Consider the following 26,145-nt stretch of genomic DNA (forward strand, 5'->3'; position numbering starts at 1 on the left):
TCGATGGCGCGCGCATTGATGATCCAGGGAGCGGGCTCGGACGTCGGCAAGTCGCTCGTCGTTGCGGGCCTTGCGCGTGCCGCAAAGCGCCGGGGCCTGCGCGTGCTCCCCTTCAAGCCGCAGAACATGTCGAACAATGCGGCCGTCACCGTCGACGGCGGCGAAATCGGCCGCGCGCAGGCGCTCCAGGCACTCGCCGCCGGCGTCGAGCCGCACACCGACATGAATCCCGTGCTGCTCAAGCCCGAGACCGATGTCGGCGCGCAAATCATCGTGCAGGGCAAGCGCATCGCGACGGCACGCGCCCGCGACTACGCGGCGATGAAACCTTCGCTGATGGGTGCCGTGCTCGAGAGTTTCGAACGGCTGAAGGCGCGGGCCGATCTCGTTCTGGTCGAAGGCGCCGGCAGCCCGGCCGAGGTCAATTTGCGCAAGGCCGACATCGCCAATATGGGCTTCGCCCGCAAGGCCGATGTCCCGGTCGTGCTGATTGGCGACATCGATCGCGGCGGCGTCATCGCGCAGCTCGTCGGCATCAAGACCGTGATCGATCCTCACGATGCCGCGATGATCTGCGGGTTTGTCATCAACAAGTTCCGCGGCGATCCCACGGTGTTCGACGATGGCTATCGGCTGATCGAAACCAAGACATCCTGGCGCGGTTTTGGTGTGCTGCCCTGGTTCGCGCGCGCCGGCGAATTGCCGGCCGAGGATGCACTGGGATTGGGCGACGCGCGAAAGCCCGGTCAGTGCAAGATCGCGTTCCTGGCGCTGTCGCGGATCGCCAATTTCGACGATCTCGACCCGCTCAAGCTCGAGCCCAACGTCGACCTCGTGATGGTCCGCCCGGGCGAAGCGATCCCCGGCGACGCGCGGCTCGTCATCGTGCCCGGCTCGAAATCGACGCGGGGCGACCTCGCGTTCTTGCGTGCGCAAGGCTGGGACATCGATCTCCTCGCGCATCACCGCCGCGGCGGTCACGTGCTCGGTGTGTGCGGCGGCTACCAGATGCTCGGGCGCAACGTGGATGATCCTGATGGCATCGAGGGCGCGGCCGGAGAGACGGCCGGCCTCGGCCTTCTGGATGTGACCACCGTGATGTCGCCGCAGAAGACGCTCACCCGCGTCGTTGCACGACATGCGGCGACGAGCGCGCCGATCGACGCGTATGAAATCCACATCGGCCGCACCGATGGGCCGGATCGCGCGCGCCCCTTCGCCATGCTTGATGGCGCACCGGAAGGAGCGATTTCCGGCGATGGGCGTGTGCACGGCAGCTATCTGCATGGCCTGTTCACGTCGGATCATTTTCGCAAAGCGTTCCTTGCGCAGCTCGACATTCCCTCAGCCGATCAACCCTATCAGGCACGGGTCGAGAGCGCGCTCGACGCGCTCGCCGATCACATCGAGACGCATCTTGATATCGAAGGCCTGCTCGCGCTGGCGCGCTGAGCGTCAGCCCGCGAGCGCGGCGACGAGGCGCGACCATTCCGCCTCATCACCCGGCAGCCCCAGACGCAACCATCCCGGCTGCTGGCTGAAGACGCGCGACCAGATCCGGCCGCGCGCGAGCTTGTCCTGGGCAGCAAGCGCATCACCGACATCGTAGAGCCGGAACAGCGGCGTGCCGCCGACCAGCCGCCATCCTTGCGCCGTAGCCTCGACGTCGAGCCGCGCGCAGTCGCGGCCGAGCCGCGCCGTCGTTGCGCTGGCCCATTCGCGATCGCGCAGTGCGCGCCGACCGACGGCGATCGCAGCGCCTGAAACCGGCCACGGCCCTGCTATCGCCGAGAGCGCTGCAATGTCCGCGTCCGCGCCGAGCACAAAGCCAAGGCGCAAGCCGGCCAGCCCGTAGAACTTGCCGAATGAGCGCAGGATCAGAAGACCGCCCTGCCCCGCCTCTCGCGCGAGCGACAGCTCAGGCAGCGCATCGGCAAAACTCTCATCGATTACAAGGCGGCCGACGCGCGGCAAGAGGGCAAGCAGATCGGCCATGCCGTGACGCCGGCCGTCGGGATTGTTGGGATTGACGACGACGGCAAGATCGGCGCCCGCGAGCGCGTCGAGACCTGAGACCTCGGCAACGTCCCAGCCCGCGGCGGACAACACCCCGCCGTATTCGTTGTAGGTCGGCGCGAGAATGCGCGCGCGGCCCTTGCGTGAAAGATTCGGCAGACACTGGATCGCCGCCTGCGCGCCGGCCATGGCGAGCAGCGGCGCCTCTGTTGCATAGGCCTGCCGCGCGGCATCGTGAAGCGCTTCAATCTCGGACCGCGACGGCAGCGCGCGCCAGGCATGCGGTTCGATCTCACCCACCGGATAAGGCTGCCGGTTGATGCCGGTCGACAGATCGATCCAGCCCTCGATGCGCCCGCCGAACCGCTGCACCGCTGCATCGAGATTGCCACCATGTTCGCGCATCACCGCCTCGCTAGATCAAAGCCAGTGCCGCGAGCGAGCCGCCGAGCAGCAGCATCGCGCGAACATAGAGCCGCAATCCCCGGCCGATATCGGCGCCGAGCGGATCGCGCGCGCCTTCGTTCAGCCAGGGTTCGTCGGTCACGGCGCCATGATAGCTGCGTGGCCCGCTCAGGCGCACGCCGAGCGCACCGGCCATTGCCGCCTCCGGCCAGCCGGCATTGGGCGAGCGATGGCGGTTTGCATCGCGCGACATGCAGGACAAGACCACTGTGGGGTGCGCTGTCACCAACGCGAACAACAGGCCCGTCAGCCGCGCCGGAATGAAATTGGCGACGTCGTCGATGCGCGCGGCCGCCCAGCCGAACCAGAGATGACGCTCTGAGCGATGACCGATCATGGAATCCAGCGTGTTGATTGCCTTGTAGCCAAAGATGCCGGGCAGGCCCAGCAGCGCGCCCCAAAATACCGGCGCCACGATGCCGTCGGATGCGTTCTCCGCGAGGCTCTCGAGCGCCGCGCGCGAAATCCCGGCCTCATCGAGGGACGCGGGATCGCGGCCGACGATCTGCGCGACCGCAAGCCGCGCCGCCTCTAAGTCGCCCGACTGCAACGGCTGCGCGACGGCAGCGACGTGATCATGGAGCGAGCGCAGCGCGACCAGCGGCCAGGCCAGAATGCCGAGCAGGACGGCGCGGCTCCATCCGGGAATGAGCCAGCTTTGCACCAACCAGCCGATGGCAGCGCACAGCGCAATCACCAGCAGCGCAGCGGCAATGCCGGCCATGCGCCGCGTTTCGGGTGCATCCACCGGTCTGTTCCAATTGCGATCGAGCAGAGCGATCAGCCTGCCGATCCAGGTCACGGGATGGCCGATGCGCGCGAACAATGCGGCGGGCCATCCCCAGATGGCGTCCACCGTCATCGCTACCGCCATCGCGCCGGCAAAGCCCACGTCACATCTCCTTCTCGCCTGCCCTGATGCGCAAGAATTGCGTCGCAGCGCAAGCCCCTGCCCGCCGATTTCGGCTTTGTCTTTGCGCCCGATTGGTGGTTAGTGCGGTCAGAATGGAGGTTTCATGGCGGTTGTCCTGATCACGGGAGGGGCGAGGTCCGGGAAAAGCCGGCGCGCCGAGGCGCGCGTCCGCGGCTTTCCCGGCCGGCCCGTCTACATCGCGACCGCCGAGGCGCTCGATGCGGAGATGGCGGAGCGGATCGCGCACCACCGCGCCCGCCGCGGCGGTGACTGGATCGAGCGCGAGACCCCGCTCGATCTCGTGGCGGTGCTCGATGCGACCGACGGCGGCGGCGCGCGGCTGGTCGACTGCCTCACGCTATGGCTCTCGAACCTTCTTCATGCCGGACGCGAGTGGTCGAACGAAGCTGCGCTGCTCGCTGCGGCACTTCGCAGGCAAAAGAGCCCGGTGATCCTCGTGACCAACGAGGTCGGCCTCGGTATCGTGCCGGACAATGCGCTGGCGCGCAGTTTTCGCGATGCGGCCGGCCTGCTCAACCAGGCCATCGCCGAAGTCGCCGATGAGGTCGAGTTCGTGGTCTCGGGGCTACCGATGAAGGTCAAGTGAAGCCATGACCGACCGCAAGCAACTCGCCACCATCGTCAAGGATTTGCGCATCGGCCTGTCACTCGCCACGATCCTGCCGCTAGGCCCGTCGACGCCGGTCGGCGACGGCGACATTGCGCGGGCGGGCTGGACACTGCCGGTCGCGGGACTCTTGGTCGGTCTCCTCAGTGCCGCCGTTTATGCGATCGCTTCTGCAGTCGGCGTGACACCGGCACCGGCCGCGATGCTGGCGCTTGCGAGCACGATCATCATCACCGGCGCGCTGCACGAGGATGGCCTTGCCGATACCGCCGACGGCCTCGGCGGCGGTACGCGCGCGCGAAGACTCGAGATCATGCGCGACAGCCGGATCGGTAGTTTTGGCGTCTGCGCACTCATCGTGTCGCTGGGCCTGCGCTGGAGCGCGCTCGCGGCCATTGCCGCGCCGCGCGCGGTCCTGATCGCGCTTCTGCTTGCACATGTGGCCGCGCGCGCGGGCCTGCCGCTGTTCATGGCGCTGGTGCCACCGGCGCGGACGGATGGATTGTCCGCCGGCGCCGGCCGGCCGGCAGGCCCGAACGCCGCCATTGCGCTCGGCCTTGGTGCCATCGTGCTCGCGATCGGCTTTGGCCCGGGCAAGGCGATCCTTGCCGTGATCCTGCTCGCCTTTCTCGGACTGCTGATCGCGTGGCTCGCGATCAGGCAGGTCGGCGGGCAGACCGGTGATATACTCGGTGCTTACGAGCAAGTCGCCGAGACCGCCATCCTGCTGATGGCCGCCTCGCTGTTTCACGCGGCCTCCTGATGGTCTCCTTCGACGACGATTTTCGTCGGCAATTGCGCGAGCTCTTCGTCTGGCGGCGCGACGTGCGGCGCTTCCGTAGAGATCCGCTGCCCGAGGGCACGCTGGAACGGCTGATCGACATCGCCTGCCTGTCGCCATCGGTCGGGCTCAGCCAGCCCTGGCGCTTCGTGATCGTCGAGGATGAGGCACGGCGCCGCGCTATTGTCGACGACTTCAAGCTCTGCAATGCCGATGCGCTCAAAGCCTATTCCGGCGAGCGCGCCGCGCGCTATGCCGCGCTCAAGCTAGCTGGCCTCGAAGAGGCGCCCGGGCATCTGGCGGTGTTTTCAGAAAACGCCTGCAAGACCGGACATGGCCTTGGCCGCGCGACGATGCCGGAGACGCTCGACTATTCGGTCGTCGCGGCCATCGTCTCGGCCTGGCTCGCCGCGCGCGCCGACGGCATCGGTATCGGCTGGGTTTCGATCCTCAACCCGCTCCGCGTCCGCGAGATTCTCGACGTGCCGGAGACTTGGAAATTCATCGGCTATCTCTGCATCGGTTACCCCGAGGCCGAGCTCGATCGTCCCGAGCTCGAGCGCGCGGACTGGGAACACCGGCGGCCATCGGCGGACGTCACGATCCGGCGCTGAGGTGCCCGGCTACGGCAGATTGTCCCGCAAGAAGATGTCGATGCGGATACGCTCCTGGTCGGCACTGATCGGCTCGCCCGAGCAATGCGCGAGCAAGACGCGCGCAGCGGAGCGCGCTTCGTGGCCGGGATCCTGGTTGATGATCGCATCGATGGTGCCGCGCACCAGAAAGCGCCCCGTGAACTGGGTGAGTTCGTGGGCAATCCAGACCACATCGCGGGCACGACCCGAGGCTTCCAGCGCCTCCGCGATGCCGCGATTGCCTGCGCCACAGGAATAGATGCCAAGCAGATCGGACCGTCGCGACAAGAGCTCTGCTGTGAGGACGCGCGTGCGCTCGCTGTCGTCGCGCCCCTCCAGCACCGGCAGCACAACCAGATCCGGATATTCGCTCGTCAGAATCTGGTGAAAGCCAAACTGTCTCTCGGTGTGATCGCGTAGCGACAGCGAGCCGGCAATGACGGCGACGCTGCCTTTGCGTCCCGACAGGAAACGTCCCATCAGGGTTGCGGCCGTGCGACCGGCGGCCGGATTGTCGATGCCGACATAGTGCAGGCGCCGCGCGCTCGGCGCGTCCGAGACCAGTGTCACCACGGCAACGCCGCGGGCCGCGAGATCATCGATCGCCGCGCGCACCCGAGGATGATCGAGCGCGATGACGGCGACGCCGTGATAGGCCGGCGACAGCTCCTCCAGCGTGTGGGCCAGCACGTCCGGATCGAGCACGTCGACGTGCAGGATATCGATGAATCCGCGCTGGCTGGCGAGCCACTCCGCGGTGCGCTGCACCTGCTCGGTCAAGTTGGTCATGAAGCTGTTGCTGCCGGTCGGGAGCACGAAGGCGAAGCGAAATGTCTGGCCACGGGCGAGCCGTGCGGCGGCGATATCGGCGCGGTAGCCGAGCTTTGCGACCGCCGCCTCCACGCGCGCCACCGTTTTGGCCCGCACGCCTTCGCGACGGTTGACGACGCGATCGACCGTTGCGAGCGACACTCCGGCCATGCGCGCGACGTCTTCCAGCGTCGCGCGCATGGCCGGATGTATCTCGCCGCCCGTCATCCGCGCGCCGCCCACAACATGCCGCGGATCATCATGGTCCTGATCTCGGGCACGTCGAGTTCATAGGCACGGTGGCCGAGCGAGGAATAGAACACCCTGCCCTCGCCGTAGCGCTTCTTCCAGACCACCGGCATCACCACGCCCTCGATCCAGGGCGCGTGCTCGCCGGAAAACGTCGTCGTGGCCAGCACCTCGTTGGCAGGGTCGACATGCATGTAATACTGCTCGGATCGATGCTCGAAGCTCTTCAGGCCCTTCATGATGGGGTCGTCCGGCTTCGTCAAGTCGACCCTGTAGTCGATGATGTTGCCGGGATGGGCAACCCACTGGCCGCCGCAGAGGAATTGATAGTCGACCGATTCCCGGAAGGCGTCGCACATGCCGCCATGATGGCCCGCGAGCCCGACGCCGCCGCGCACGGCCGCGCAGAGGTTGAGCGCCTCCGGCTTCTCGATCTTCGACATGGTGTAGATCGGAATGATCAGCGAGAGATCGTGGATCGCGGGATCGGCGAACGCCGCCGTCGTGGTCTCGATGCGGACCTCGAAGCCTTCCTGCTTCAACCAACCTCGTATCATCGAGGCGCAGAGATCAGGATCGTGTCCCGGCCAGCCACCCCAAACGATCATTGCCTTGCGCATTGTCATCATCCTCAGTCGATCTGTCCGGTGTCACGCCCGGCCGGCAACATCGCCGGCCGCTCGGCGCGGCTCTCGATTTTGACGCGGCGCCCCTCATCGGCGGAAGTCTGGAACGCTTCCATCACCTCCAGGACGTGGAAGGCGAGCGCGCCGCTGGCGCGGTGCGGCCGGTTGGTGACGATGGCGCTCGCCATATCGGCGACGCCGATCGAGCGGAATTCACCTTCGACATGACCGTGGGTCAGCGGCACTGTCTCCCACTCGCCGCCGGTCTTCGCCACCTGCACCTCGCCGCCGAAGCGGTTGGGATCGGGGACCAGCATGCTGCCCTTGTCGCCATAGATCTCGATCGGCGTATGCCGGTGCTTCGGCACGTCGAAGCTCATGGCGATCGAGACCACGGCGCCGCTTTCGAATTCCAGCGTGCCGGCCACGTGGGTTGCGACCTCGACCGGGATCATCTGGCCGTTCATCGGCTGGCTGGTCACGAGACGCTCGGATTTCGGCCGCGCGGTCGAGCCCATCACGCTCGCGACGGGGCCGAGCAGCTGCACGAGGTCGGTGATATAGTATGGCCCCATGTCCAGCATCGGCCCGCCGCCGCGCAAGTAATAGAAGCCCGGGGCCGGATGCCAGCGTTCGTGGCCGGGGCACATGAAGAACGCGCTGCCCGCGACGGGCGTGCCGATGGCGCCGTCGTCGATCAGCTTGCGCGCGGTCTGATGGCCGCCGCCGAGGAAGGTGTCGGGCGCGCAGCCGACGCGCAGGTTCTTTTGCGCGGCGAGATCCATCACCTTCCGCGCCTCGGCCACGTTGACGCCCAGCGGCTTCTCGGAATGAACGTGCTTTCCTGCGTTCAGCACCGCGAGGCTGACGTCGGTGTGCGCGAGCGGAACCGTGAGATTGATCACGATCTCGATATCGTCGCGCTTGAGCAGCTGGTCGACGCGCATCCCCGGCAGCCCGAACTCGGCGCCGCGCTTTTCCGCCACTTCGCTGCGCATGTCTGCGAGCGCCTTGACATCGAGGACCGGGAAGCGCTGCGAAGCCTTGAGGTACGCGGTGCTGATATTGCCGCAACCGATGATGCCGATGCCGACTTTTCTCATTCTTGTCTCCGTGAGGTGTCGTTCATCCCTTGACTGCGCCTGCGGTGAGACCGGCGACGATGTGCTTCTGCGCCAAGAGGAAGAGGATGATCGTCGGCAGGATGGTCAGGGTGATGAAGGCGAGGATCAGGTGCCACTCCGACGAGTATTCGCCCTGGTAGACCATGATGCCGAGCGGCCATGGATACAGCGCATCGGTGTTGAGCATCACCAGCGGCAACAGATAGGCGTTCCAGCTATTGACGAAGGTGATGGTGCCGACGGTGGCCAGGATCGGCCGCGACAGCGGCAGCGTCACGTAGCGGAAGAATTTGATGTAGCTGCAACCATCGACCAGCGCCGCCTCGAGCAGCTCGTAGGGGATGTCCTTGAAGAAGCGTCTGAGCAGCAGGATGCTCATGGCGAGGCTGAAGGCGACCTGCGGCAGCACGACGCCGAGATAGGTATCGAGCAGCCCGAGATCGCGTACCTTGATGAACAGCGGCAGCACGGCGGTTGCGGCCGGAAACAACAGTCCCAGCGTCAAATAGCTCAGCAGCATCGAGCTGCCGTAGAACCGGACATGGGCGAAGGTGAATGCCGCCATCGACGCGACGATCAGGGTCAGGGTCACCGTCAGCGTCGATATGATGAGAGAGTTACGCAGGAGCTGCCAGTAGCGCTGCGAGAACAGGATGTCGGCGTAGTTCTGCCATTCCCAGTGCCGCGGCAGACCGAACGGATTGACGCGCAACTCGCCGAGCGTCTTGAAGCCGCCGAGCACGGTCGCAAGCAGCGGCACCGCGACGAAGATCGCGACAAGGCTGAGGAACAGCGCCTTGTACAACACGGCGGGATCGAACGGCGCGCGGGTGATCTCGACATTACTCATCGCGCATGAACCATCGCTTGTAGGAGAAGGCGAAGGTGACACAGGTCATGAACAGGATGACGCCGATGGCGCTGCCATAGCCGACCCGCATGCGCGAGATGCCGTTGTTGTAGAGGAAGCTCACCATCGTATTCGAGGAATCCGCCGGCCCCCCGCGCGTCAATGGCATCACCAGGTCGAACAGTTGCAGGGAGCCGATGATGGCGAAGAACACCGAGAGGCGGATGGTCGGATAGAGCAAGGGAATCACGACGTGGCGCAGCGTCTGCGAGCGCGTTGCACCGTCGATGCGCGCCGCCTCGATGAGGCTCTTGTCGAGGCTCTGAAGCGCGGCGATGAATAGCATCATGTGGAAGCCAAAGTACTTCCAGACGATGACGATCAGCACCGCCAACATCGCGGTATCGGTCGAGGCGAGCAGATGCGGGGCTTCGCTGCCGAAGGCGCGCCAGACCGAGGCGACGAGGCCGTAATCGCCGTCATAAACGAACGAGAAGATCAGCCCGGTCGCGATCTCGGCGAGGATGTAAGGCATGAAAAACAGCATGCGCAGCGCGACCGCACCGCGGAAGCGCTCGGCGAGCATGAGCGCGAGCGTCAGCGCCAGCGGCAACTGGACGAGCAGCGAGACCGCGATGATCAGGCCGTTATTGCGCAGCGCGAGCCAGAAGGCGCGCGTCTGAAACACGAAACGGTAGTTGTCGAGCCCGATCCAGTTGGTCGGCCGGCCAAAACCGTTCCAGTTGAAGCCGGAATACCAAGCCGCCTCCCCGATCGGCACCACGACGAACAGGGTGAACAGCAGCAGCGCCGGCGGAAGGAACAGCACGAGCACGGTGAGCCGGCCGTCCCAGCTCGGTCCGCGCGCCGCGATTGGCGCAATCGCGGGCTCGACCGCGTCCATGGCGGGCGATGTCGCCATCCGCCGCGCCACGGTCAGTTGCCCTGCTTCCAGGCTGCCTCGATCGCCTTGGCCGCGTCCTGCGGGCTCATGCTGCCGCCGGCAATCTCCGCCGTGACGTCGTTGACGACGCGACCGACGGAGGGACCGAGGCTCTGGTCATAGAAGTTCTGGTGGTAGTTCGATTTCGCGAGATTGTCCGCGATGCGCTTCATGAACGCGTTGTTGAGCCCGACCTCGGCGCCCTTCACCACGGGAACGATATAGTTGCCTGCGGCAAGGCGCGTCTGCACGTCTTTTGAGACGAAGTATTTGAGGAAGTCGACCGCCTCCTTCGGCGAGCCCTTGGTGACGAGCCAGCCGGTGATGCCGCCGAGCGTATCTGATGGCGCGCCCTTGCCGCCGGGCACCACCGGGAAATCGAACCAGCCGATCTTGTCCTCGCCGAGGCCCACCTTGTCGGCGGCAAGTGCGCGCTGGAGATGATAGACGGAGCTGATGGCAAGCGTCATCGCCGCCTTGCCGTCGCCAAAATAGCCCACGGCTTGCGGATTCTTGAAGCCGAGGAAGCCGTTCTGGAACGGCTGGAGGTCCACGAGCTGCTTGAACAGCTCACCGGATTTTTGGAACGTCTCGCCGGCAAAGCCGCCGTTTTCGCCGCGCAGCGCGGCATCGAAGGCCGGCTTGCCGCCGATCCGCACCGCAAGGTGCGTCCAGTAGAAATGTAGCGGCCATTTGTCGGCGCCGCCGACGACGATCGGCGTCACGCCCGCGGCTTTCAGCGTCTTCACCGCCGCGAGCAGATCGTCCCAGGTCTTGATGGAGGCCGGATCGACATTAGCCTTCGCCATCAGTTCCTTGTTGTAGAGGAAGCCGACCTGCGACAGCGCCGTCGGCAAGCCGTAGACGCGGCCATCCCTGCTGAAGGCGGCAAGCGCCGCCGGCGTCAGCGTGTCGGAATAACCCTTCACCTGGTCGGTGATGTCGTCGAGGACATCAGCTTCGATCTGTGCCTTCAACACGCCGCCCGACCAGCTGTAGATGATGTTGGGCCGGTCCTTGGACTGGAGAATGGTCGGAAGCTTCGCCTTGTACGCCTCGTTCTCGAGGAACTGCATCTCGATCTTGACGCCGGGATGAGAGGCCTCATAGGCCCGCGCCACCTCTTCCCAGATCTTGACCTGCGCGGGATTGACCTCGATGTGGAGCCATTTCACCGTGGTGTCGGCCATCGCCGCGCCTTGCGCGAGCAGCCATGCGGTAGCAGCGAGTCCCAGCTTCCTGAGCAGCCTCATCAGCATTCCTCCCGACTGTTTTGGTCTTGCTTATGTCGTTGCGGCAATGCTGCCCTCATTTTTTGAGGTACGCAACTAAAATTCTGATCTATGCACCTCACCGACGGTGTGGCTAAGGTTCCCGGCGAGTCGTTTTTGCCGGGCGAGCGCTGCCCGGATAACAGTGCCGGGAGGACAATCATGGCCGCCATTTATCCGGACCTTGCAGGCAAGGTCGTTCTCGTCACGGGCGGCGCGTCTGGCATCGGCGAAGCGATCGTGCGGCGCTTTGCGCAGCAAAAAACCGTCGTCGTGTTCTTCGATATCAAGGCCGATGACGGCACGCGGCTGGCGCGCGAGCTTGCTGACCAGGGCCTCGCGGCACATTTTTGGCATGTCGACCTCACCGATATCGCGGCCTTGCGCGCCGGCGTCACGGAAGCCCGCAAGGCGCACGGCCCGATCAACATCCTCGTCAACAATGCCGCGCATGACGAGCGACATCCGACCGAGGAGGTGACGCCGGAATATTGGGACGACCGCATCGCCGTGAACCTGAAGCATCAGTTCTTCGCGGCGCAGGCGGTCCTGCCGGACATGAAGGCGGCTAATGCCGGCGCCATCATCAATTTCGGCTCGGTCTCCTGGATGGCAGGACAAGGCGGCATGGCCGCCTACACCGCCAGCAAGTCCGGCGTGATCGGCCTCACCCGCTCGCTCGCGCGCGACTACGGCCCCTACAACATCCGCGTCAATGCAATCGCGCCCGGCTGGATCATGACCGAGCGCCAGGTCACGAAATGGCTGACGCCGGAAGGCGTGGAAGAGCTGATGCAGCGCCAGTGCCTGAAGCGCAAGCTGATGCCGGACGAGATCGCGAAGGTGACGGTGTTTTTGGCCTCCGACGAAGCCTCGGCCTGCACCTCGCAGCATTACGTCGTGGATGGCGGCTGGGTCTGATCGAGCGATCCACCTTGCCGAGGATGGGATGAGCCCGCACATGGATACGTCCTTTCTCTCTCGTGCGCCCTTTGGTCTCGATGCGCGCGCCGTCGCGTGGGTCGAGACCACCTATCGCGCTCTGAGCCTGCAAGACAAAGTGGCTCAGCTTTTCAACCTTCTGTCGCGCGGAACCGATCCCGGTGAGCTCGACAGGCTCGCGCGATTGCGACCGGGCGGAATCACGCGGTACTTCGGTCGCGATGGCGAGGCCGAGCGCGCGCGACTAGTGGCCGCTCAGAAGGCCGCACCGATCCCGCTCCTGGTCAGCGCCGATCTGGAAGGCTCGCGCATGAGCCTTCCCTTTGGCACACAGCTGCCGAACCCGCTCGCACTCGCGGCGATCGATGACCCCGCGGTGACCGCGGATATCTCGCGTATCATTGCCGAGGAGGCCGTCTCCCTCGGCGTGAACTGGTCGTTCGCTCCGGTGATCGACATAAATCACGCGTTTCGCAGTTCGATCGTCGGCACGCGAAGCTTTGGCTCCGATCTCGAAACGATCCGCCGTCATGCGCTGCCCCACATCGAGGTCCTGCAAAGGCATGGCATCGCCGCGACCGCCAAGCATTGGCCCGGCGAAGGCTACGACGACCGCGACCAGCATCTGCTCACCACGATCAATCCGCTCTCCATGGAGCAGTGGGAGGCGACGTTCGGCAGGCTCTATCGCGCGGCGATCGACGCCGGCGTGCTCTCCATCATGTCCGCGCATATTGCGCTGCCTGCGTACGTCAGGAGCCAGCTATCCGATCCGGGCGTCGAGGCTTTCAGGCCGGCCTCCATCAGCAGGCTTCTCAATATCGAGCTGCTTCGTCACAAGCTCGGCTTCAACGGCCTGATCGTCTCGGATGCCAGCGAGATGGCCGGCCTCACCTCCTGGTGCCGCATCCGCGCGGCCAAGTCGCAGATCATCGCCGGTGGGTGCGACATGATCCTGTTCTCGCGCGCGCCGGAGGAAGACATGGCGGAGGTGCGCGCGGCTGTCGAGGATGGCCGCCTGCCGGCCGAACGGTTCGAGGACGCGGTGCTGCGTGTCCTCGCTCTGAAGGCGGCGCTCGGTCTCCACGAGATGGCAACCGTTGGGCCGACCGGAGCGATTGCGCGGGCTTCCGACAAGGTCATCGCCGACGCGGCCTTGCGGCGGGCGCCGACCCTGGTCAAGGACACTCTGGGCCTCCTGCCCATCAGTCCGCGGCGGCATCGGCGCGTGCTGGTAATATCCGGCGGAATCATCAGTCCGCTTCATGACTCACCGCACGAATTCAGCCTGCCGGATATGCTGGCCAGGGAGGGATTCGAGGTTACGCTGCACACCCAGCAGCCCGCGGTCGATCCGGCCGGTTTCGATCTCGTCCTCTATCTCCTTGGAGAAGAGACGTTGCTTACGCGCGGGCGCATTTTCCTCGATTGGGCACGGCTTGGCGGCGATTTCGTCGGTGCCATGCGGCGCTATTGGCACGACATTCCGACCATCATGGTCTCGTTCGGCTATCCCTATCACCTCTATGACGCGCCCCGCGTGCCCGTCTACATCAACGCGTATTGCACGATCGACGAGATGCAGGCAGCCGTCGTCGACCTGTTGATGGGACGACATCCCTGGAACCGGAACAGTCCCGTTGATCCCTTTTGTGGCCTCGAGGACGCGAAGTACTAACCTCTATTTCACTCCGCGTTCGCCCGCTCCAGCGGCGCTGCTGCAACGCTCGCCTGCGGCCGCGCCTTCGCCGTCGTCGCGCGGCGACGCTGCATGAGATACTGGTCGCCGAGCACGCCGATCAGGATCACCGTGCCCATGACGGCAAAATTCAGCGAGCTCGGAATGCCCAGGAGATTGACGAGATTCTGCAGCACCTGGAGCAGCACGGTGCCGAGCACGACACCGATGATCGAGCCCTCGCCGCCGCGCAAGGAGCAGCCGCCGAGCACGGCGGCGGCAATCGCGTACAGCTCGTAGAAGGAGCCATGCACCGCCGGCGAGATCGAGCGGGTGTACATCGCGATCAGGATCGCGGCGAACGCGGTCAGCCCCCCGCAGATGATGTAGGCGGAAATCACGACGCGATCGGAACGGATGCCGGAATAGCGCGCCGCCTCCTCGTTCTTGCCGACGGCGTAGAGATAGCGGCCGAACACGGATCGGTGCAGCAGCACCCAGGCGATGGCGGCGACGATGAAGAGCGCGACCACGCTGTGCGGCAAGGGAAAGCCGAGCACATTGGTGCGGCCCGCGGTCAGCCATTCCAGCGTCGGAAAGCTCGCGCCGAAGCCGAAGCCGGCGGTGGCGTCCTCGGTATAGTAGCGCGCGGCGCCGCGATAGATCAGAAGTCCGCACAGCGTCACCACGAAAGGCTGGATGTGCATCCGGGTGACGAGCGTGCCGTGCACGAGGCCGATCGCGAGCCCACCGGCGATGATCGCGGCAAAGGCGAGCATCCAGTTGACGTCGTGATTGACGATAAGGTCGATGAAGAGCACCCCTAACAGCGCGATGACCGAGCCGACCGAGAGCTCGATGCCGCCGATGATGATGACGAAGGCTTCCGCGATCGAAAAGATGCCGAACATCCCGACCTGGTTGGCGGTGTTGGAGAGATTGCCGACCAGGAGGAAACGCGGGTTGATGAAGGTGACGACCGCACCGACCACGAGGATCAGGATCAGGAGGCTCAGATCTTTCTTGTTCAAGGTCCCCTCGCCTCAAATTGTGTGGCCGACCGCCAGTTGCAGCACATTGTGCTCGCTGAACTGGCTGCGATCAAGGAAACCCGAGATCGCCCCCTCATGCATGACGGCGATGCGGTCGCTCACCCCGATCACCTCCTCCATGTCGCTGGAGATCATCAGGACCGCGACGCCCGCATCGGTCAGGCGGCGCAGCATGTCGTAGATCTCCTGCTTGGCGCCGACGTCGATGCCGCGCGTCGGCTCGTCGAAGATCAAGACTTTCGGCCGCATCGACAGCCATTTGGCGAGCACGACCTTCTGCTGGTTGCCGCCGGACAGTGAGCCGACGGCGGTTTCGACGTCAGGCGCGCGGATCTTGAGGCGCTCGCGCTGGCGACGGGCGTTCTCGGTCTCGCGCGCGGTGTTGACGAGCCAGAGGCGCAGATATGAGGACAGATCCGGCAGCGAGATGTTTTCGGCGATCGAGAAGTCGAGCAGGAGGCCGGAACTTTTGCGGTCCTCCGGGACGAGATAAATACCGTGCTCGATCGCGGCGCGCGGGCTGGCAATCCGGATCGGCGTGCCGTCCAGCCTGATCGCGCCGCCGCGCAAGGGATCGACGCCGAAAATGGCCCGCGCAAGCTCCGTGCGCCCCGAGCCGACCAGGCCGGCAAGCCCCAAAATCTCGCCGCGGCGCACCGACAGGCTGACGGCGCGCTCCGGATAGGTATCGGTGACGGCCTGGACGATGTCGAGCACGGCCTCGCCGGGAGGAGCTGCCGGCGGAACGTACAGCGATTTGAGGTCACGCCCGATCATCAGGCGGATCATCGCTGCCGGCGAGAGCTCCGCGCGGGTCAGCGCGCCGACCATGCGGCCGTCGCGCAGCACCACCGCGCGATCGGCGCACTGCATCACCTCGTTGAGGCGGTGTGTGATGAAGATGATGCTGACACCGTCGGCCTTGAGGCCCGCGATGACGCGCATCAGGCGGTCCGTCTCGGTCAAGGTCAGGCTCGAGGTCGGCTCGTCCATGATGACGAGGCGCGCATCGAGCGAGAGCGCCTTCATGATCTCGACGAGCTGGCGCTGGGCGAGCGACAGCTCGGCGAGCGGCGCGTCGGGTTCGAAATCGGCGCCCAGCCGTTCGAGCAGCGGTCGCACCTTTGCATAGAGAGCCTGCCGGTTGATCAGCCTGAGCGGCCCACCATGCACCGGCTCGCGGCCGATGAAGACGTTGCCGGCGACGTCGAGATTGTCGAAGAGGTTGAGTTCCTGATGGACGAAGGCGATTCCGGCCTGGATCGCCTCCGCCACGGTGAACGAGCCCCGCTCGACGCCATCCACCCGGATCAGGCCGCCACTCGGCTCGACGACGCCGCCGAGCACGCGCATCAAGGTCGACTTGCCTGCGCCGTTCTCGCCGATCAGCGCGATCACCTCGCCCGGCGCGACCTTGAGGTCGACGTGGTCGAGGGCGACCACGCCGGGATAGGTCTTGCTGATGTCGACCAGCTCGAGGAACGGCTCAGGCATTGGCGGCTGCGAGCAGCGCTGACACTCCTACTTCTTGAGCATCGCTTTCATCGAGGCCATGAAGTCGTCGACGTTCGCCTTGTCGATGACCTTCCCGGGAACGATGATAATGCCGTTCGCCGGAATCCCCGACTTGTCGCCGCCGATGTAGGCGGCCATCAGCTTCATGCCCTGATAGCCCCACTCGAACGGCTGCTGGACGACGGTGCCGGCGATGCTGCCTTCCTTGACGCCGCCGAGCGTGATCGGATCCTCGTCGAAGCCGATGATCTGGATCTTGCCGAGCTTGCCGGCCTCCTTGAGCACCTCGTAGATGCGCGGCGTGTTGTAGGAGTAGAAGCCGACGAGGCAGCTGACGTCGGGCATGGCGGCGAGGATGTCCTCGACGTTTCGCTTGGCCCGGGTCTGGTCGATCTCGTCGCCGCGGACGTCCACGAGCTCGACCTTCGAGCCCTTGATCGTCTCCTTGACGCCCTCGATGCGCTCGCGGGCGTTGTCGGCGCCGGGCAGACCGACGAAGCCGACACACTTGCCGCCGCTCGGCAGCGCCTTCAGCATCAGCTTGCCGGCTTCCTTGCCGAGATCGGTATTCGACGAGCCGATATAGGCCACTCTCTTCGAGGCCGGAGCGTCGCTGTCGGTGGTGAACAGCACCGTCTGCGAGGCGACCTTGTTCAATTGCTCGGTCTGGTTCTTGGGATCGACGGCACTGACCATGATGCCGGCAGCACCTGCCGCGACGAGGTCGTCCATCACCCGCTGCTGCACGGCAGCCGCGGCCTGTTCCGGGTATTTGAACTGAAGCTCGAAATTGGGCAGTTCGCCCTGCGCCTTCTTCACGCCGGCCTCGGCGATTTTCCAGAAGTCGGACGCGCCGTTGACGACGAAGGCCAGAACCTTCTTGTCCGCCGCGTTGGCCGAGCCGAGACCCAGCGCGACCGCGAACGCAACGGATACACCTGCAACCAAGAGACGCTGCATACATCCCTCCCTTTTAAGCGGTTGACCGTCGATCGCGGCCAACTCTTCATGTCATTTACGCAATCGCCCTGTTTCCCCCGCCACTGGACCAACGAAGCCCGGCTCCGGATCAACGGAGGTCGCGGCGCCGTCGGCTTCAGCCTTCAAGGAAGAAAAATGAGGCACGCACCTCAAACGTACCAGAAACCCTCCGGACGTGCAACCGAGGGCCCGTTCGCTTTGATCGGAGCAGGCAAATCAGCCGAAAGCCCGTAGCCCGGGCGAGCGAAGCAACACCGGGACGATCACACGCGGAATCCCGGGTATCGCTTCGCTCACCCGGGCTACGATTTCTACTTTGCATGGGGTTGTTTTCGCGAAATAAGAAATCACGTGCGCCGCCCGGCCAATTCCGCCAGCGCCGGGCAATTCGCGTCACCCAAAATATTCATATTGGCGGAATTCTGAATTATCGTACTCTAGGTTCACTTGGCGTCCGACACCCCCGATAGCTGCGAACGAACATTCACAGGCGCGATCCCCCACCATTTGTTATCACGGCGCTTTCGCGCTATTCACTCCGGCTGGAACAGGCCATCGTGCAACCCATTACATGATCGGGCAGTCCGCGCGTCCCCTCGCCCCGGTGGCGGTCGACCGCCGAAACTTCATTCGCCTCGCCGGAGCATCGGCCGCGGGATGGTTTGCGCTCGGCGCATCGCCGGACCGGGTCCGCGTCGTCGCCTCCCTGATCGGATTGCCGCTCGGCGATCCCCTGACCAACCGGAGTGCGCCGGAGAGCGCGACCTCGCGACTGAGCGCGCTGATCCAGGGCATGACCGAGCGCGGATGGGTGGAAGGCGTGAATGTCCGCTACGAGACCCGTTCGAGCTTCGGCGGCCCGGCGCAGCAGGAAGCTGCGATCCGGGAAATCCTAGCACTCAAGCCGGACGTGATCCTGACCTCGTCGACGATCGAGACCGCAGCTCTGACGGCGGCCACCAAGACGATCCCGATCGTGTTTGCCACCGCCAACGATCCCGTCGGCAACGGCTTCGTCGAGAGTCTCGCGCGCCCCGGCGGCAACGTCACCGGCTTTACCAACAGCACCGCCGAAATGGGCGGCAAATGGCTTCAGCTCCTGCGGGAAGCAGCTCCCGCCATCGAGCGCGTCGGCGTGCTTTTCAATCCGGAGACCGCACCGCGCGCAGGGCGCTTCTTTCTCGACTCGATCGAATCCGAAGCCGCATCGACGGGCGTGACTGTCACGCCGGTGCCGATCAACGACGCAACCGGAATCGACCAGACCATCCGCGGCTACGCCGGTGCGCCCGCGGGCGGGATGATCGCGCTCGTCGACAGCTTCCTGGTCATCAACCGGCGCGCCATCGTCACCGCCGCCGCGCAGCACCGCGTTCCGGCAATCTATCCCTTTCACTATTTCATCGACGTCGGCGGGCTGATGAGCTACGGCGCCTCCCTCGAGGTGCGCTCGGCGGACTATGTCGACCTCATCCTGCGCGGGACCAGGGCCGGCGACCTTCCGGTGCAGTCGCCGCGCAAATACGAGCTTTTGATCAACCGCAAGGCTGCCGATGCCCTGGGGCTGAAGCTGCCAGCCACTTTGCTCGCCCGCGCCGACGAGATCCGCGAGTGAACGAGCCGGCCGACCAGGACACCTCGCGCACGCCTCCGAGCCGGCTGTTCCGCAAATATCTCTATTCGTTCGTCGCGCTTGCTTTCGCGGCGCTCGCCGTCAACACCGCGCTCGAGGTCTGGTTCTCCTACCGCGAGCAGCAGCAGCTCCTCGCGGCGACCCAGCGCGAACAGGCCGCATCGGCGGCGATCCAGATCGGCCAGTTCATCGGTCAGATCGAGAGCCAGCTCAGATGGCTGTCGCGTCTGCCGCCGGATCTGTCGGCGCAGGAGGACGAGCGGCTGAACGCCATCCGCCTCTTCCGCCTCTCGCCCGCCATCGCCGAGATCGCAACGCTCGATGCCCTCGGACGCGAGCAGGTCCGCGTGTCGCGCCGCCTCGCCGACAAGGTCGGCAGCCAGGCCGATCTTGCGGCCTCGCCGGCCTTTCTCGGCGCCAGGGCGAGCGGCATCTATTACGGACCCGTCTACTTCTTCGGCGATACCGAGCCGTTCATGACGCTTGCCGTTCTCGGCGGCGGCAACGATCCGCAAGTCACGGTCGCCGAGGTCAATCTGCGCTTCATCTGGGACCTCGTCGCCAGGATCAAGGTGGGCAGCACCGGCAAGGCCTATGTCGTCGACCGCAAGGGACAGTTGATCGCACATCCGGACTTGTGGCCGGCGCTACGCCACACCGATCTTTCCGGCCGTCCCGACGTCCAGGCGGCGCTTGCCGGCACCCCGCCCGCCGCGGGAGGACTCGTCAAGGACGACCTGTCGCAACGGCGCGTGTTGTCGACTTACGCAACCGTCCCTCCGCTCGGCTGGCTCGTTTTCGTCGAGCTGCCGATCAGCGAAGCCTATGCGCCGATCTACGCCTCCATCGGGCGCTCGACGTTCTTGCTGGTCGCCATGCTCGCATTCGCCGTTCTGGCGGCGTTCCTGCTCAGCCGGCGCATGACCGTCCCCATCCAGATGCTGACGCAGGGCGCAAAACGGATCGGCAGCGGCGATCTCTCCTTACGGCTTGCCATCAGGACCAATGACGAGCTGGAGGCGCTCGGCGACCAGTTCAACGTGATGGCCGCGCATTTGCGCGATTCCTACGCGACGCTGGAGCGCAAAGTTGCAGAACGCACGGCCGAGCTCGAAAAGGCCCGCGATCATGCGCTCGCCGAGCACGATGCCGCCGAGCGCGCGCGCAACGCCGCCGTAGAGGCCAACGAGACCAAGTCGCGCTTCCTGGCCGTCGTCAGCCATGAGCTGCGCACACCGCTCAACGGCGTCATGGGCGTGTTGCAACTGCTCGACGACGGCAGCCTGAACGAGGCGCAGCGGCGACACCTCGCGACTGCGGCCGGATCCGGCGAAACCCTGATCGCATTGGTCGATGCGATCCTGGAGTATGCGCGGCTGGAAGCGAGCACGGAAGCACTTGAGACCCGCGATTTCCGCCTCGATCAGCTCATCCAGACGGCCGCTGAGCTGATGCGTCCGCAGGCGGTGGCGAAGGGGCTGGCATTCGAGCTGTCTTGCGATGCGAGCCTCAATGCGCATGTGCATGGCGATCCGGTGCGGCTCAATCGCGTGCTGCTCAATCTCATCGGCAACGCCGTCAAGTTCACCGCGAAGGGCAGCATCACGCTCAAGGCCGCGCTCGCGCAGCAGCAGGATGCCCTGCTGCTGCGCGCGTCTGTCGCCGATACCGGCATCGGCATCGCATCCGCCATGCACGAGCGGATCTTCGAGGATTTCGTGCAGGCCGACGACAGCATTGCACGACGCTTCGGTGGCACCGGGCTAGGACTTGCGATCGCTCGCCGCCTGACGCGGTTGATGGGCGGGGACGTGACGGTGGAGAGCACGCCAGGCTCCGGGAGCGTGTTCCACCTCGCCGTCCCGCTCGGACTTGTCGAGTCAGCGACCTCACAGGGTGTTCCGCGCGCGCCGTCGCGCGCGCTGCGCGTGCTGCTGGTCGACGACGATCCCGTCAATTGCGAGATCGGCGAAGCCATGCTCGGGCGGCTCGGGCATCATGCCGTGATTGCCACAGACGGCGCGTCCGCGGTCGAGCGGGCGAGCTGCGCGGCGTTCGACGTCATCCTGATGGACCTGCACATGCCCGACATGGACGGCGTGGAGGCCGCGGCGCGCATCCGCCAGCTTCGATTGCAGCAGACACCGCGCATCATTGCGGTGACCGCGGATGTGTCGCGGAATGCGCGCGAGCGCCTCGCCGGTGCCGGGATCAACAAGATCGTCGGCAAGCCGATCCTGATCAAGAACCTGTGCGACGCGCTCGAAGACGATCCGCAAGAGGGATCGGAGACAGCCCGGCTGGCCGCGGGCACGCTGATCGACGAGCGCTTCCTGAGCGATCAAAAAGAGCTGCTGGGCGCACAGCAGATCGCCAAGCTCTGCGAGCTGCTCGAGGAGACGAGTGAGACGCTCGCTACCGACATCGCCAGGGCCGCAGCCGCAGATGATCGCGCGCAGCTTGCGAAATGCGCGCACCGGCTTGGCAGCGCCGCCAGCGCGCTTGGCCTCGTTCGCCTGTTCGAAGCCTGCAACGCGATCGAGCTTGCGGCCGCATCGATGTCGATTGTGGAGTGCCGGACCGCAGGCCGTGAGCTGGACACGCTCCGGCAGGCATCCCTGCACGCGCTGGCCGGTCTGATCGGCCCCGAAAGAGAGCGCACCAGCGCCGGAGCCCCAGCGGTCCAAAAAGAGGCCCGCCAACCGGGGCGGGCAGGATTTTTAAGGGAGGAAGCGCCCTGACAAGGGAGCGCTATGCAATCTCTGCGATTCGATTGGAAACGGTAAGATCGTATAACTACTGTCATCTGCGTCTGCCTTGCTGCTAGCGGGCCGGCCGCAGGACCATCGCGACTGCCGCGCAGGCCGGATCGGTTCCGCGGGCTCAACAGGGGATTTTCATGAGTTTTTCCAGCGTGTTCGCGCGCATCGTCGCGCTGATCGGCGGAGCTGCGCTCGTCTGGCGGCGGATGTCGGAGACCCAACCACAACCGGCCTGGGGCGGCGCGCCACAGATTCCGGAAGCCAAGCCGCAAGGCGCCATCCCGACGCTGAAGATGCCGACCGCGCGGGGCTGGCGCGATGGCGAGAAGCCGGTCGCCGCGCCCGGACTGAAGGTCAACGCATACGCGAGCGGGCTCGACCACCCGCGCTGGATCAACGTGATGCCGAATGGCGACGTGCTGATCGCCGAGGCAACGCAGATCGCGGGCGCGCCGAGGAGCGTGTTTCACTATGCGATGCAGGCGACGATGCGGCGCGCCGCAGCGCTCGGCGTCAGCGCCAACCGCATCACGCGGCTGCGTGATGCGGACGGCGACGGCGTTGCCGAGCAGCGCGGAACGTTCATGGAAGGACTGAGCCAGCCGTTCGGCATGGCGCTCATCGGCGACACCTTCTATGTCGGTAACACCGACGGCGTGGTCGCGTTTCCCTATGTCGCGGGCGCGGAAAGCATTAAGGCCTCGGGACGCAAGCTCATCACCTTCAAACCAGACGGACACTGGACGCGCAGCCTGCTGCCGAGCGCGGACGGCAAGAAGCTCTATGCCGGCGTCGGCTCGCTCAGCAACATCGCCGAGATGGGCATGGAGGTCGAGGAGGGCCGCGCCGCCGTGTATGAGCTCGATCTCGTGAACGGCACGAGCCGCATCTTCGCCGGGGGCCTACGCAATCCCGTCGGCCTCGCCTTCGAGCCGAACACCGGCATGCTCTGGACCGTCGTCAACGAGCGTGACGGGCTGGGTGACGAGACGCCGCCCGACTACCTGACCTCGGTGCGCGACGGCGGCTTCTACGGCTGGCCTTACTGCTATTGGGGCCAGACGGTCGATGATCGCGTGCCGCAGGATGCAGCGATGGTCGCAAAAGCGCTCACGCCGGACTATGCGCTCGGCGGGCACACGGCCTCGCTCGGCCTGTGCTGGATGCCGGCCGGCACCCTGCCCGGTTTTCCCGACGGCATGGTCATCGGCCAGCACGGCTCCTGGAACCGCTCGACGCTGAGCGGCTACAAGGTGGTGTTCGTGCCGTTCGAGAACGGCAAACCTTCTGGTCCCGCGCGCGACATCCTGTCGGGATTCCTCGCACCCGACGAGAAGGAGTCCTATGGCCGGCCGGTCGGCGTCGCGCTCGGGCCTGACGGCTCGCTGCTGGTGGCCGACGACGTCGGCAACGTCATCTGGCGCGTGACGGGCGCGTAAGCGCGCTCACGTCCCCACGCTGAGCGTGGCGCGCTGCTTGCGCAACAGGGCGATCACGGACAATGCCGTGATCATGCCGGTCTTCGGGTTCTCCGAGGGGATGTTCTCGATTCCCATCGAGAAGCGCGCGGAATCCGCCTCCACCTCGATGCGGTGCACGTTGCGAGTCACGCTCGGATCGGCCCAGATCTCGACCATGGTGCGATCGGGGCCGATGCCCGCCAGCGACAGCGCGACCGCGACGTTGAGATTGGCCGGAAAGCCCTTGGCCGCCTCGCGCGCCGTGCCCGCGAACAGTCTGAGCGGCTCGCGCAAATTGTCGATGTCGATGCCGTTCCGCACGATGAACGGCGCGCCCTTCAATCCGTCGATCGGCTTGCGCGTGACCATCTTGACCGAATGAATGGTGCCGACGGCTGCCGCGTTGACCGCATCGAGCCCGATCAGCGCACCGGTCGGCACGATGATGCGGCCGCGATTTGCCTTGGCGAGATCGATGAGGTCGGAATTGTCCAGGAGCGCGCCGACGCTGACGACCACCGCCGCCTTGCCTCGCCTCACCACCGGCTCGACGATGCTGCGCAACAGATGGCTCGGAGCGCACTCGACGACGATGTCGGCGGCCTCGGCGAGCTGCTCGATCGGCAGGATGGCCGGCGGCTGGCGCAGGCTGCTCAGAAATGCGCGGTGCTTGTCGGGGTCGCGTGCTGCAATCGCCGACAGGACGAGCCCCTCGATGCCGCGATCGAGCTCGACGGCGATCTTCGTGCCGATCGAGCCCAATCCAGCGATCGCAACCCGCACGTCCTGCTGCTGATGATCGGCCATGCGCAACACCTCTCTGCCGCGCCTTTCATAGCCCAGCAGCCTCATGCGCGCAAAGCCGCGGCTTCAATCGGCCTCGGCTCACTGCTCGAAGGTACGCGCGCCGTGAATGCCGCCATCGGTGCGGATCATCCGCCCCTTCTTGCCGTCGGACGTGACGAAGATATCCCAATGCGCGGTGCCGCCGGGCTGGCCGTCCATGATCATGGCGCCGGTACAATCGGCGTTGATGGTGTACGTGCCCTGAAGCGTTTCGCGCACCGGGCTGTTGGTCTGGCGGATCGAAGTCTGCTTGCCCGAGAACCTGCCGCTGCCGTCGAAATTGAAGACACCGTAGTGCACGTTGGTGCCCTGTCCGTCGAAGACGTAGGCGCCCTGCAGCTTATCCACCGCGCATCCAGCAGCGGCGTAGGTGGGAGAGATCGAAGCGCACGCCAGGATCAGGCCGCCGACCGCGCCTGCCAACATTCGATTGAACTGCATGTTTGCCCCACTGCTCAGACGTTGAGAGCGCAAGCACACGCGCAAATTGAGGCGCAAAAAGGGAGACCACTCGAAGCCCGCAGATTTGCGGACAACGCAGCGCAGTGCGCGTGTCAGTTAGGCCCCGACAGCGCGCGCAGGCGCGCGTAGGCCGGTCGCGCGAGGCAGCCGTCGAGCCACCGCGCCAGATGCGGACAGGCCGACAGATCGAGCCGGGAAATCCTGCCCCAGGCAAGGATGGAGGCGACGTTGAGGTCGGCAACCGTGAAGCCGTCACCAGCGAGATGGCCGCGTGCGGCGAGCGCCTTGTCGAGGATGCCGAGCGGCCTTTTCAACAGGAGTTCGGATCGCGTGGCATGCGAGGGGTCGCGGCAAAAGTCCGGTAACAGCGCGCGATGCATCAACAGATCGAGCAGCAGGCCATCCAGCTCCAGCATCGCCCAGATGCTCCACTGCGAGGCAAGGCCGGTGACCTCCGGCCCGCAATGCATGGGCCCACCATACTTCTGTGCGAGATAGAGATTGATCGCCATGGATTCCCACAGCACGAGATCGCCGTCGACGAGCGTCGGTATCAACGCGTTCGGATTGAGACGGAGATAGTCCGGCGTTTGCAGATCAGCGGGGCTGGTGCTCCTTTCGACCAGCTCGTAGGGCTCTCCGATCTCCTCGAGCATCCAAAGGCAGCGCGTCGCGCGCGATCGCAGATTTCCGTAGAGCTGAAGCATCGTGGCCTCCACTGGCGGATGGAACGCGTCTTGAATAACGGATCGACCATATCCGAGATCGCACGAAAGGCGTATGCTCCTCCCGCACCTGTTCGGCCGAACAGTTATCGCAGCGGGAGGACCTCAATGCCCGAGAGCGTGATGTTTCACGATGGAAATCGGCAGTTGCAGGACCAGTTCGACAGCCGGCGTATTTCCGACCGGCTGGAGGAGAAGTTGACGCGGACAGAATTTTCCGACGACGACAGGCTGTTCATCGGCAGCCTGCCCTATTTCTTTCTGGCGACAGCGGATGCGAAAGGGCAGCCGGATTGCTCGTTCAAGGGCGGGCTTCCCGGCTTCGTGCGCGTGACCGGGCCGTCGGAGATCGCCTTTCCGGACTATGACGGCAACGGCATGTTCAAGAGCCTCGGCAACATCGTCGTCAACGCGAACGTCGGCCTGCTCTTCATCGCCATGCACGACAAGCCGCGGCGCCTGCGCGTCAATGGCACGGCGAAGGTGAGCGATCGCGATCCGCTTCTGGCCGAGACCGTCGGCGCGCAGCTCATCGTGCGCGTCACCGCGCGCGCGATCTTCCCGAACTGTCCGCGCTACATTCCGACGATGCAGCTCACCGGGCCATCGATCTACACGCCGCAGGCCGGGTGCGACGCTCCGGAGCCGAAGTGGAAGGGATTAGCGGACTTCAGCGATGTCGTCCATCCGCGTCAGCCGACGTTCAAGGGCTGATGACGGGCGACGACGGCCGGGGCAAGCCGGGCCGTCATACCGCGGGAAGGCGATGCGTGAGGAT

24 protein-coding genes are annotated in these 26,145 nt (G+C 65.3%); 10 read left to right on the top strand and 14 right to left on the bottom strand.

Features of this window, described 5'->3' with window-relative positions:
* Positions 1 to 3 precede the first annotated feature (3 nt).
* On the top strand, positions 4 to 1,452 hold the full coding sequence (locus tag YUU_RS0103480) for a cobyric acid synthase (protein ID WP_027521107.1): 1,449 nt from the start codon (positions 4 to 6) through the stop codon (positions 1,450 to 1,452).
* 3 nt (positions 1,453 to 1,455) lie between these two features.
* Here the strand turns inward: YUU_RS0103480 and cobD are convergent, their stop codons facing one another.
* Together cobD and cbiB are read right to left on the bottom strand one after the other, a co-directional pair.
* Entirely contained in the window at positions 1,456 to 2,421 is a 966-nt protein-coding gene (gene cobD, locus YUU_RS0103485; protein WP_027521108.1) for a threonine-phosphate decarboxylase CobD, read from the bottom strand.
* 10 nt (positions 2,422 to 2,431) lie between these two features.
* The gene (gene cbiB / locus YUU_RS0103490; protein WP_027521109.1) at positions 2,432 to 3,373 is read right to left on the bottom strand and encodes an adenosylcobinamide-phosphate synthase CbiB; all 942 of its coding nucleotides are present in this window, start codon (positions 3,371 to 3,373) and stop codon (positions 2,432 to 2,434) included.
* A gap of 124 nt (positions 3,374 to 3,497) precedes the next feature.
* Here cbiB and cobU point away from each other — a divergent pair, with 124 nt between their 5' ends.
* The 3 genes from cobU to bluB are packed head-to-tail and all read left to right on the top strand — an operon-like array spanning position 3,498 to position 5,417.
* Positions 3,498 to 4,001, top strand: a complete 504-nt coding sequence (gene cobU / locus YUU_RS0103495; protein ID WP_027521110.1) for a bifunctional adenosylcobinamide kinase/adenosylcobinamide-phosphate guanylyltransferase — start codon at positions 3,498 to 3,500, stop codon at positions 3,999 to 4,001.
* Positions 4,002 to 4,005: 4 nt separating this feature from the next.
* Positions 4,006 to 4,785, top strand: a complete 780-nt coding sequence (gene cobS, locus YUU_RS0103500) for an adenosylcobinamide-GDP ribazoletransferase (protein WP_027521111.1) — start codon at positions 4,006 to 4,008, stop codon at positions 4,783 to 4,785.
* On the top strand, positions 4,785 to 5,417 hold the full coding sequence (gene bluB / locus YUU_RS0103505; RefSeq protein WP_027521112.1) for a 5,6-dimethylbenzimidazole synthase: 633 nt from the start codon (positions 4,785 to 4,787) through the stop codon (positions 5,415 to 5,417). Before cobS ends, bluB begins: the two co-directional genes overlap by 1 nt.
* Before the next feature lie 9 nt (positions 5,418 to 5,426).
* On the opposite strand, the gene YUU_RS0103510 is transcribed toward bluB, so the two are convergent.
* The 6 genes from YUU_RS0103510 to YUU_RS0103535 are packed head-to-tail and all read right to left on the bottom strand — an operon-like array spanning position 5,427 to position 11,293.
* On the bottom strand, positions 5,427 to 6,476 hold the full coding sequence (locus YUU_RS0103510) for a LacI family DNA-binding transcriptional regulator (protein ID WP_027521113.1): 1,050 nt from the start codon (positions 6,474 to 6,476) through the stop codon (positions 5,427 to 5,429).
* On the bottom strand, positions 6,473 to 7,117 hold the full coding sequence (locus tag YUU_RS0103515) for a ThuA domain-containing protein (protein ID WP_027521114.1): 645 nt from the start codon (positions 7,115 to 7,117) through the stop codon (positions 6,473 to 6,475). Before YUU_RS0103515 ends, YUU_RS0103510 begins: the two co-directional genes overlap by 4 nt.
* Before the next feature lie 11 nt (positions 7,118 to 7,128).
* The gene (locus YUU_RS0103520) at positions 7,129 to 8,226 is read right to left on the bottom strand and encodes a Gfo/Idh/MocA family protein (protein ID WP_027521115.1); all 1,098 of its coding nucleotides are present in this window, start codon (positions 8,224 to 8,226) and stop codon (positions 7,129 to 7,131) included.
* 22 nt (positions 8,227 to 8,248) lie between these two features.
* Positions 8,249 to 9,097, bottom strand: coding sequence for a carbohydrate ABC transporter permease (locus tag YUU_RS0103525; RefSeq protein ID WP_035661108.1), 849 nt, complete (start codon positions 9,095 to 9,097; stop codon positions 8,249 to 8,251).
* The gene (locus tag YUU_RS0103530; RefSeq protein ID WP_027521117.1) at positions 9,090 to 10,031 is read right to left on the bottom strand and encodes a carbohydrate ABC transporter permease; all 942 of its coding nucleotides are present in this window, start codon (positions 10,029 to 10,031) and stop codon (positions 9,090 to 9,092) included. The genes YUU_RS0103525 and YUU_RS0103530 overlap by 8 nt, the downstream gene beginning before the upstream one ends.
* A gap of 2 nt (positions 10,032 to 10,033) precedes the next feature.
* Positions 10,034 to 11,293, bottom strand: a complete 1,260-nt coding sequence (locus YUU_RS0103535; protein ID WP_027521118.1) for an ABC transporter substrate-binding protein — start codon at positions 11,291 to 11,293, stop codon at positions 10,034 to 10,036.
* Between the two features lie 180 nt (positions 11,294 to 11,473).
* Here YUU_RS0103535 and YUU_RS0103540 point away from each other — a divergent pair, with 180 nt between their 5' ends.
* Complete coding sequence (locus YUU_RS0103540) at positions 11,474 to 12,232, top strand: SDR family NAD(P)-dependent oxidoreductase (RefSeq protein WP_027521119.1); 759 nt, start codon at positions 11,474 to 11,476, stop codon at positions 12,230 to 12,232.
* A gap of 40 nt (positions 12,233 to 12,272) precedes the next feature.
* Entirely contained in the window at positions 12,273 to 13,931 is a 1,659-nt protein-coding gene (locus YUU_RS0103545) for a glycoside hydrolase family 3 protein (RefSeq protein ID WP_156944074.1), read from the top strand.
* An 8-nt stretch (positions 13,932 to 13,939) separates the two neighbouring features.
* Here YUU_RS0103545 and YUU_RS0103550 read toward each other — a convergent pair whose 3' ends face one another.
* The 3 genes from YUU_RS0103550 to YUU_RS0103560 are packed head-to-tail and all read right to left on the bottom strand — an operon-like array spanning position 13,940 to position 17,458.
* On the bottom strand, positions 13,940 to 14,962 hold the full coding sequence (locus tag YUU_RS0103550) for an ABC transporter permease (RefSeq protein WP_027521121.1): 1,023 nt from the start codon (positions 14,960 to 14,962) through the stop codon (positions 13,940 to 13,942).
* Between the two features lie 12 nt (positions 14,963 to 14,974).
* Complete coding sequence (locus YUU_RS0103555) at positions 14,975 to 16,477, bottom strand: sugar ABC transporter ATP-binding protein (RefSeq protein ID WP_027521122.1); 1,503 nt, start codon at positions 16,475 to 16,477, stop codon at positions 14,975 to 14,977.
* 27 nt (positions 16,478 to 16,504) lie between these two features.
* Positions 16,505 to 17,458, bottom strand: coding sequence for a sugar-binding protein (locus YUU_RS0103560; protein ID WP_027521123.1), 954 nt, complete (start codon positions 17,456 to 17,458; stop codon positions 16,505 to 16,507).
* Positions 17,459 to 18,050: 592 nt separating this feature from the next.
* On the opposite strand from YUU_RS0103560, the gene YUU_RS0103565 reads away from it, so the two are divergent.
* The 3 genes from YUU_RS0103565 (at position 18,051) to YUU_RS0103575 (ending at position 23,313) form a co-directional block, all read left to right on the top strand.
* Entirely contained in the window at positions 18,051 to 19,094 is a 1,044-nt protein-coding gene (locus YUU_RS0103565; RefSeq protein WP_035661112.1) for an ABC transporter substrate-binding protein, read from the top strand.
* On the top strand, positions 19,091 to 21,853 hold the full coding sequence (locus tag YUU_RS49985; RefSeq protein WP_084801321.1) for a hybrid sensor histidine kinase/response regulator: 2,763 nt from the start codon (positions 19,091 to 19,093) through the stop codon (positions 21,851 to 21,853). Before YUU_RS0103565 ends, YUU_RS49985 begins: the two co-directional genes overlap by 4 nt.
* A 158-nt stretch (positions 21,854 to 22,011) precedes the next feature.
* Positions 22,012 to 23,313 (top strand): sorbosone dehydrogenase family protein, encoded by a 1,302-nt coding sequence (locus YUU_RS0103575; protein ID WP_027521125.1) that lies wholly within the window; start codon positions 22,012 to 22,014, stop codon positions 23,311 to 23,313.
* 6 nt (positions 23,314 to 23,319) lie between these two features.
* On the opposite strand, the gene YUU_RS0103580 is transcribed toward YUU_RS0103575, so the two are convergent.
* From YUU_RS0103580 to YUU_RS49990, 3 genes are all read right to left on the bottom strand, one after another.
* The gene (locus YUU_RS0103580; RefSeq protein WP_027521126.1) at positions 23,320 to 24,141 is read right to left on the bottom strand and encodes an aspartate dehydrogenase; all 822 of its coding nucleotides are present in this window, start codon (positions 24,139 to 24,141) and stop codon (positions 23,320 to 23,322) included.
* Between the two features lie 78 nt (positions 24,142 to 24,219).
* Positions 24,220 to 24,621: a hypothetical protein gene (locus YUU_RS0103585; protein ID WP_027521127.1), complete on the bottom strand. Its 402-nt coding sequence runs from the start codon at positions 24,619 to 24,621 to the stop codon at positions 24,220 to 24,222.
* Positions 24,622 to 24,734: 113 nt separating this feature from the next.
* Complete coding sequence (locus tag YUU_RS49990; RefSeq protein ID WP_035661195.1) at positions 24,735 to 25,349, bottom strand: glutathione S-transferase family protein; 615 nt, start codon at positions 25,347 to 25,349, stop codon at positions 24,735 to 24,737.
* Positions 25,350 to 25,475: 126 nt separating this feature from the next.
* On the opposite strand from YUU_RS49990, the gene YUU_RS49995 reads away from it, so the two are divergent.
* Positions 25,476 to 26,081: a pyridoxamine 5'-phosphate oxidase family protein gene (locus YUU_RS49995; RefSeq protein ID WP_198031689.1), complete on the top strand. Its 606-nt coding sequence runs from the start codon at positions 25,476 to 25,478 to the stop codon at positions 26,079 to 26,081.
* Positions 26,082 to 26,145 lie beyond the last annotated feature (64 nt).

It is taken from the genome of Bradyrhizobium sp. Ec3.3, from assembly GCF_000472925.1.
GTDB lineage: Bacteria > Pseudomonadota > Alphaproteobacteria > Rhizobiales > Xanthobacteraceae > Bradyrhizobium.

What these genes read in the sequence shown, in the direction of transcription:
- YUU_RS0103480 (WP_027521107.1), top strand. Translation starts at nt 4, where the DNA reads ATGGCGCGCGCATTGATGATCCAGGGAGCGGGCTCGGACGTCGGCAAG.
- cobD (WP_027521108.1), bottom strand. Translation starts at nt 2,421, where the DNA reads ATGCGCGAACATGGTGGCAATCTCGATGCAGCGGTGCAGCGGTTCGGC.
- cobU (WP_027521110.1), top strand. Translation starts at nt 3,498, where the DNA reads ATGGCGGTTGTCCTGATCACGGGAGGGGCGAGGTCCGGGAAAAGCCGG.
- cobS (WP_027521111.1), top strand. Translation starts at nt 4,006, where the DNA reads ATGACCGACCGCAAGCAACTCGCCACCATCGTCAAGGATTTGCGCATC.
- bluB (WP_027521112.1), top strand. Translation starts at nt 4,785, where the DNA reads ATGGTCTCCTTCGACGACGATTTTCGTCGGCAATTGCGCGAGCTCTTC.
- YUU_RS0103510 (WP_027521113.1), bottom strand. Translation starts at nt 6,476, where the DNA reads ATGACGGGCGGCGAGATACATCCGGCCATGCGCGCGACGCTGGAAGAC.
- YUU_RS0103515 (WP_027521114.1), bottom strand. Translation starts at nt 7,117, where the DNA reads ATGCGCAAGGCAATGATCGTTTGGGGTGGCTGGCCGGGACACGATCCT.
- YUU_RS0103520 (WP_027521115.1), bottom strand. Translation starts at nt 8,226, where the DNA reads ATGAGAAAAGTCGGCATCGGCATCATCGGTTGCGGCAATATCAGCACC.
- YUU_RS0103525 (WP_035661108.1), bottom strand. Translation starts at nt 9,097, where the DNA reads ATGAGTAATGTCGAGATCACCCGCGCGCCGTTCGATCCCGCCGTGTTG.
- YUU_RS0103535 (WP_027521118.1), bottom strand. Translation starts at nt 11,293, where the DNA reads ATGAGGCTGCTCAGGAAGCTGGGACTCGCTGCTACCGCATGGCTGCTC.
- YUU_RS0103540 (WP_027521119.1), top strand. Translation starts at nt 11,474, where the DNA reads ATGGCCGCCATTTATCCGGACCTTGCAGGCAAGGTCGTTCTCGTCACG.
- YUU_RS0103545 (WP_156944074.1), top strand. Translation starts at nt 12,273, where the DNA reads ATGGATACGTCCTTTCTCTCTCGTGCGCCCTTTGGTCTCGATGCGCGC.
- YUU_RS0103555 (WP_027521122.1), bottom strand. Translation starts at nt 16,477, where the DNA reads ATGCCTGAGCCGTTCCTCGAGCTGGTCGACATCAGCAAGACCTATCCC.
- YUU_RS0103560 (WP_027521123.1), bottom strand. Translation starts at nt 17,458, where the DNA reads ATGCAGCGTCTCTTGGTTGCAGGTGTATCCGTTGCGTTCGCGGTCGCG.
- YUU_RS0103565 (WP_035661112.1), top strand. Translation starts at nt 18,051, where the DNA reads ATGATCGGGCAGTCCGCGCGTCCCCTCGCCCCGGTGGCGGTCGACCGC.
- YUU_RS0103575 (WP_027521125.1), top strand. Translation starts at nt 22,012, where the DNA reads ATGAGTTTTTCCAGCGTGTTCGCGCGCATCGTCGCGCTGATCGGCGGA.
- YUU_RS0103580 (WP_027521126.1), bottom strand. Translation starts at nt 24,141, where the DNA reads ATGGCCGATCATCAGCAGCAGGACGTGCGGGTTGCGATCGCTGGATTG.
- YUU_RS0103585 (WP_027521127.1), bottom strand. Translation starts at nt 24,621, where the DNA reads ATGCAGTTCAATCGAATGTTGGCAGGCGCGGTCGGCGGCCTGATCCTG.
- YUU_RS49990 (WP_035661195.1), bottom strand. Translation starts at nt 25,349, where the DNA reads ATGCTTCAGCTCTACGGAAATCTGCGATCGCGCGCGACGCGCTGCCTT.
- YUU_RS49995 (WP_198031689.1), top strand. Translation starts at nt 25,476, where the DNA reads ATGCCCGAGAGCGTGATGTTTCACGATGGAAATCGGCAGTTGCAGGAC.